The sequence below is a fragment of the Corynebacterium sp. HMSC034E11 genome, from assembly GCF_001835905.1.
Taxonomy (GTDB): Bacteria; Actinomycetota; Actinomycetes; order Mycobacteriales; family Mycobacteriaceae; genus Corynebacterium; species Corynebacterium coyleae.
Genome location: NZ_KV826385.1, coordinates 159,607 through 165,653, shown reverse-complemented (window position 1 = coordinate 165,653; position 6,047 = coordinate 159,607). Strand labels below are relative to the sequence as shown.

The following is a 6,047-nucleotide window of genomic DNA, read 5'->3' as shown; positions in this document are numbered from 1 at the left end:
GCAAGCGTTACACCACACTAAGGGACGCAACCGTTTCGCAGAGCCGGTGCTCCCGTGTTCCGCGTATTTGGTACCGGGAAACTCGGGGGGCAAGTCGCGACTTCGTTATCGCCAGCGCCCTACAACAGCCGGGTTTCACGTGAAACATTCGGCAGCACCGGTCGAGGGGTTCACGCGCCAAACGTTCGCGGGCCTCGTCGATAATGAGGCTCCTTGCTCCTAATACCTTGAACGCACCCACCCTTTTCACAACCTTCACCTGCGAATTTCTGTTTCCAACTATGGTCAGAGGCAATCCAGTGGTTGTTCCTTCGAAGAGAGGTAAAAGGATGCACTCCATCGATTCCAACGCGTGTGTATTGGCCCTGTCTCCGGACCAAGAGCCGCGCCTTCATGTGGAAAGCGGCGACGAGGTTACGGTTCGAACCCTTGACTGCTTCTCCAACACGATTACCGACGAGTCCCAGCTGTTCAGCACCGTCGGCTGGGACAAGGTCAACCCAGCCACCGGCCCAATCGCGGTCAAGGGAGCACGCCCTGGCGACACACTGAAGGTGGAGATCCTCAGCATCGAGGTCGGCGAGCAGGCCACCATGACCACCCACCCTGATTTCGGCGCGCTGCCCGGCACGGTGGAGGAGCGCACCCGCATCGTCCCGATCCGCGATGGCAAGGCGCAGTTTTCTGACGACATCACCATCCCCATCCGCCCAATGATCGGCGTCATCGGCACCGCACCGGCATCCGAGTCGGTACCCACCGGTGAGCCGCGCCAGCACGGCGGCAACATGGACACGAAGGAGATCGTCGCCGGCTCCACCCTGTACCTGCCAGTGGAGGTCGACGGCGCGAACCTTAGCCTTGGCGACGTCCACGCCGTCATGGGCGATGGCGAAGTCGCAGTCTGTGGCGCCGAGATCGAGGCCGAGGTGAAGATCCGCGTCACGGTGCTCGAAGGCCGCCCGCTGCCGCTGCCGTTCTTGGATTCCGGCGACGCGGTCTACGCCATCTCCTCCGAGATCGAACTGATGGACGCCGTCAAGGAGTCCACCCGCATGATGCGCGATTGGCTCGTGAACGCATCCAGCCTCGACGCCACCGACGCCCTCATGCTGCTATCCCTGGTTGGCGACACCCAGATCAGCCAGATCGTCGACCCCCGCATGACTGCTCGCTTCCGCTTGCCCAAAACGATCCTCAAGCAGTGCGGTGTGGAACTGCCGTAGCTAACGGGCAATTCACCATTGCGCATCTGCTTTAGGCGTAGTGAACCCCTTCGGGGGAGTGACGGTAAACCCGAGGTCCCTGAGCGCCTCTGCAGCAGCTTCGGGATGATCTCGGGTTGCCGCAGAAGCCTGTTTAGAAAGCCATACTCGGCGTCGTTCCTGTAGTGCAGGTTCCCATCCTGGCCTCCCGCGGAATCCACATTCGCTGATCACAAAATAGAGGAAGTCCTCAAGCGACGGACGAAAACGCTTTCCTCCCACAGGTAAGTGCAATTCATCTAGGCGGCCCTTCTTCCTCGGGTTGCCTGATTTGTCCTGAAAGTTCTGCATCAATGCTGGACTGAGCAACCCTGCGACCCCTGAGTAGTGGATATGCGCACAGGGGGCGCTGGTGTAGTCACGCTCAAACTCAACAGGTTGTCCAGCACCGTGAACGAGAGGAGCCTTGAAATCACCCACCACGATATTCTTGTCGATGTTTAGCTTGGCTTTCGCCTGTAAATCCGCTCTGCATGCCAGCGGCAACGCCTCAAGTAACGTGTCTCTTACGTCGCCGAGAAACCGCCCTGCCGCATCATGCACTCCCAAAACGACCCTCACCGAGCAGTAAGAGAACTGTCTGCAGCTCGTCGTACACGGTCCGCTCATCCTCGCTCAACATGCCGGCATTCGCCAGCACCTTGAGGTCTTGAAATTCAGCATGGGGAAGGCGAGTGGTGGCCCTTAGAGATGCCAAACACTCTCGCTTCCTTTCAAGAAGCTCTTCACTATTGGTGACAGTGATTTCCAATGGCAACTTTCTCGCCTCCGTCTGCTTCTTTCGTAACCAGCAGTTTTATTAACCGACAGTTTAATAGGTGCCGAGAATCTTCAGCACAAAATTAGCACACCTGTTCGCATAGCCGCTCGCTTCCGCCTGCCCAAAACGATCCTCAAGCAGTGTGGCGTGGAACTGCCGTAACCGCACCTCACAACCGCAAAACCACGCTATCTACCTGCATGTTTAGCAGTATTTTGCACTAAGACTAGACAAGCCATTTACACATGATCTATATTTGAGCCGGAGCCCCGCCCACGGTTACACCCCCCCCGAGAACCGGCTGAGCACTCACCCACCCCCCCATTTAGAGTGCGAGAGGCGCGGGCTCCCTTTGGGGGACATAGTCCCCACCCAGGGCCTTCGGGTCCTTTGCAGCGGCCCATGCCCCCCATTGGCCGCTGCATAAATTTTTAAACTCCACTAATCCGCCGAGACCGGCACGGTCAGCCAGGCGGAAGCAGCAACGACGACTGCTTCGGCGCCACGGTCGAGTGTGGGCTGGAGATCAGGTGCGAACGCCGGGTTGTGGTTGCCCACAGCCTTGCTCATGTCCGCGAAGCCGCCCAGGCCCCAGTAGGTGTAGGGGACACCGAGCGCGTCGGGGATGATGGAGAAGTCCTCGGAGGCGGGGACGGGGTCGAGGTCGCAGGATTCGTCGCCAAAGTATGCGTCGAAGGCTTCGCGGACGGTGTCGGTGGCGTCCCCGTCGTTGTCGGTGAGTGGGTAGCGATCGTAGTAGGTGAACTCGGGTTCCTTTGGGCTGCGGGCGGCGACGCATTCGGCGCGCACAATGCGCTCGATGGCTTCCTTGAGGTGCTCGCTGACCTCGCTGCTGTATGCGCGGGTGTTGATGAGCAGTTCGGCGGAGTCCGTGATGATGTTGGACTTCGTGCCCGCGTGGATCGCACCGACGGTCACCACCGCGGTTTCCTTGGCCGCCACTTCGCGCGAGACGATGGTTTGCAGTCGCATCACGATGCTGGAGGCAAGCACGACCGGGTCCACGCCCAATTCCGGCATCGACCCGTGGGAGCCTTTGCCGTGCACCGTGACCTTCACCGAGAACGCAGACGACAGCACCGGTCCGCGTCGCGTGCCCACGTGTCCACCGGGCAGGCTGGCTAGCACGTGCTGGCCGAGGTACACGTCGGGCCGTGGCATTGCCTGTTCCACTCCGGCCTCGAGCATCGCACGGGCACCTTCAGCGGTCTCCTCAGCGGGCTGGAAGACGCCGATAAAGGTGCCGGACCACTGGTCCTTGTGAGCGTTGAACGCCTGCAGCGCGGTGAGCAGCGACATCAGGTGGAAATCGTGACCACATGAGTGGGCGACGGGGACCTCCGCGCCGGTCTTAACGTCAACCTGCGTGGCCGTGGAGGCATAGTCCTTGCCAGAGGCTTCCTTGACCGGCAGCGCATCAATGTCTGCGCGCATGGCCACGACTGGGCCCTCGCCATTATCGACGACCGCCACCACCCCTGTTTCCCCCACCCGGGTTACCCGGATACCTGAGGATTCCAGTTCCTTTACGATCCGCTCCGCGGTCGCATGCTCCTGCATGGACAGCTCGGGGTGTTGGTGGAAGTGCTTGTACAGCGCTTCGCGTTCGGTTCCGGTTGACATGAGGTCACCCAAAATCTTCTTGACCTTGCCAATTTCGACAGACATACCTTCACGGTACGCCTACCTACCTACTAGGTCGTGGCATAAGGAAACCCGCCACTGCGTGTTCTCAGTGGCGGGTTTGCGCTTCGAATTTCTCCGCGCCTAAGCATAAACACGGACCTAATAAAGGAAAAGCCCTAACTGTGTTTTGTGACGACTGTCACCTCAAAATTTCTTAGAATGACGAACTACCGCCACCAGCGGAAAAGCCCGACGAGGACACGCCGCCACTAAAGCCACTCGAGGAGGACGACGACGCCGCCTCCGCCGCCTGTACGTTCGCCGCGTGCCACGAGTGCATGTGCACGTATGGGACGTACCCGCCGTACCAGAACCCAGTCTCGTACACCGCCGGTGCCCGCAGCTTTTGCTTCTCCTTCACGTCGCTGAACTGCTTCTTCTTCACCTGGTCCAAGATCACGCGGTAATCGCCGAGCACGCGCACGAAGTCATCGAGGAAGGTGGGGGAGTTCGGGTTTGCGTCAAGCGCCTCGATCCGCCCCATCAGCAGGTCGAGTTCCCGCTTCAGCTCCTTGCCCTTCACCTCACTGCGCGCCCGCAGCACGTCCTCGCGGAGCTTGGTCAGGTCGGCCCGTCGCGCTGCGGCGTCGCCATGCTCGACGGCGAAAAGCCTGTCGATGTTTTCCTCCGCCTTAGACACGTGCTTGACGGATTCGGCCGCGTCCGCCAACTGCCTGCGGTGCTCGTACACGTCCTTGTCGTCGTTCATGTTGATCGCGTTCAGCCCCGCCGCGCCGTGGACCAACTCGTTCATGCTCAGGAAGCGGTCACGGACTTCCGCCCACTGGCGGCGCAGGGTTTCATCGGCAAACGCGGACGTCAGCGAGTTCGCCCGCACGTCCACCTCGTCCAGCCGTCCCGCGAGGCGGGTGTATTCGCTGGTCACGGTGTCGTAGTCCTTGCGCGCCTGGGCGACTGCTTTTCGACGACGCCCCCGCACCGCCAACAACCCAGCCCCACCAGCGCCCGCCACACCGGCACCACCGACACCAAGGCCAATGGTCGCGCCGATCTGGTCATCAGTCGCTTCGTCGACCTGCTTCTGGGCGAGCGCTTCCGCGTTCATGGCCTGGTTCGCGGTGCGGAACAGCCCGGCCGGGATGTTGCCGTCCTTCACGCCGGGTTTCATGGCGTCCTGGAGATCGGTGAGGTGGGAGTCGTCGTCAAGCATGAGCTCGCGAGTCACATCCTCGCCGCCGTACACAAACGCCTGGCGCGGGTCGAGGCCAACGCCGACGATGAGCGCGCCGTCCGCAAGGTGGCCGTTCTCGCCCTTCGACTGATCGACAAGGTCCGGGTACTGGGTGCGCAGGAGCGCCTCAACGTCGTCGAGGACGTTCTTGTGGTTCGTTTTGAACACCATGTAGTGGAAATCCGTGACCACCTCAGGCGCATCAATGCGTGCAGTGTCACGCTCGAGACGTGCGCGGTCGTCGGGGGAGAGGACCTGCTGCGGGTCGTCGATAATCGCATTCGGCGCGCCATGCGTTTGCATCGTGACCTGCGAAATCTCCGGCACATCCACCATGTTGTAGCCGACGGCGGCGCCACCGAAACCCACCAACGCCGTGATGCCAAGAACCGCTGCAGTCTCACTCAAATTCGCCATGGAAAAAAATTTTAGCGACGAAGTAACACACATCGCTTGGCGAGCGATGTTAGGTTTACACGTGTCAGAGCCCTGGCATGTTTCACCGATCACATTAAGGAGAACCCCATGAAGCGCATCGCTACCGCAGCAGCCGCTGCAACCCTGTCCCTGTCCCTCGTTGCCGGCCCGGCTTTCGCTGAGACCGAGGGCACCAACACCCCGAAGCCGGGTAAGGAAGGTTCCTCCATCTCCAAGCAGGAGGGCGACAAGGCCGGCGAGACCAAGGTCGGCTCCTCCGAGCGCTTCAAGGCGTGCAAGAAGGAAGAGAAGAAGGTCGAAGCCAAGGACGGCGACGCTAAGGCTGACGAAGCCAAGGCCAAGGAAACCAAGTCCACCGGCGACTGCATCCAGGAGCTCATCAAGGACGACAACTACAAGTCCGGCATCCTCGGCCTCCTGATCGGCGTCCCGGTCGCACTCGTCGCACTGCTCGGCGCAGCTGCTGCCTTCTCCGGCGCTATCCCGGGCCTGCAGCTCCCGGCTCTCCCGTTCTAAGTCACACTTAGACGCGGTACTTTGACCCGGCTCCCCTGGTGGGGGACCGGGTCTTTTGTTGTGGTGAGGTTTTTCTGTTGTTCGTGCTGCGAACCTTCTTCGACACACGTTTAATAGCAGGTACACACCTCACCTCAAGGAGAAAACCATGAAGCGCATCGCTACCGCC

General features: G+C 60.7%; 5 protein-coding genes. 2 read left to right on the top strand and 3 right to left on the bottom strand.

The features are described from left to right. Positions 1 to 329 precede the first annotated feature (329 nt). Positions 330 to 1,226: an acetamidase/formamidase family protein gene (locus HMPREF2690_RS02345; RefSeq protein ID WP_070483270.1), complete on the top strand. Its 897-nt coding sequence runs from the start codon at positions 330 to 332 to the stop codon at positions 1,224 to 1,226. 12 nt (positions 1,227 to 1,238) lie between these two features. Here HMPREF2690_RS02345 and HMPREF2690_RS11875 read toward each other — a convergent pair whose 3' ends face one another. The 3 genes from HMPREF2690_RS11875 to HMPREF2690_RS02330 form a co-directional block, all read right to left on the bottom strand. Further along, entirely contained in the window at positions 1,239 to 1,808 is a 570-nt protein-coding gene (locus HMPREF2690_RS11875) for a hypothetical protein (protein WP_070828795.1), read from the bottom strand. 658 nt (positions 1,809 to 2,466) lie between these two features. After that, the gene (locus tag HMPREF2690_RS02335) at positions 2,467 to 3,714 is read right to left on the bottom strand and encodes an amidohydrolase (protein ID WP_070449735.1); all 1,248 of its coding nucleotides are present in this window, start codon (positions 3,712 to 3,714) and stop codon (positions 2,467 to 2,469) included. Between the two features lie 172 nt (positions 3,715 to 3,886). Continuing rightward, positions 3,887 to 5,341 (bottom strand): DUF5129 domain-containing protein, encoded by a 1,455-nt coding sequence (locus HMPREF2690_RS02330; protein ID WP_070820065.1) that lies wholly within the window; start codon positions 5,339 to 5,341, stop codon positions 3,887 to 3,889. Positions 5,342 to 5,449: 108 nt separating this feature from the next. Here HMPREF2690_RS02330 and HMPREF2690_RS02325 point away from each other — a divergent pair, with 108 nt between their 5' ends. Further along, positions 5,450 to 5,878 carry a hypothetical protein gene (locus HMPREF2690_RS02325; protein WP_070820064.1) on the top strand — a complete coding sequence of 143 codons (429 nt, stop codon included), beginning with the start codon at positions 5,450 to 5,452 and terminating at the stop codon, positions 5,876 to 5,878. Positions 5,879 to 6,047: the final 169 nt, after the last annotated feature.

What these genes read in the sequence shown, in the direction of transcription:
- HMPREF2690_RS02345 (WP_070483270.1), top strand. Translation starts at nt 330, where the DNA reads ATGCACTCCATCGATTCCAACGCGTGTGTATTGGCCCTGTCTCCGGAC.
- HMPREF2690_RS02335 (WP_070449735.1), bottom strand. Translation starts at nt 3,714, where the DNA reads ATGTCTGTCGAAATTGGCAAGGTCAAGAAGATTTTGGGTGACCTCATG.
- HMPREF2690_RS02330 (WP_070820065.1), bottom strand. Translation starts at nt 5,341, where the DNA reads ATGGCGAATTTGAGTGAGACTGCAGCGGTTCTTGGCATCACGGCGTTG.
- HMPREF2690_RS02325 (WP_070820064.1), top strand. Translation starts at nt 5,450, where the DNA reads ATGAAGCGCATCGCTACCGCAGCAGCCGCTGCAACCCTGTCCCTGTCC.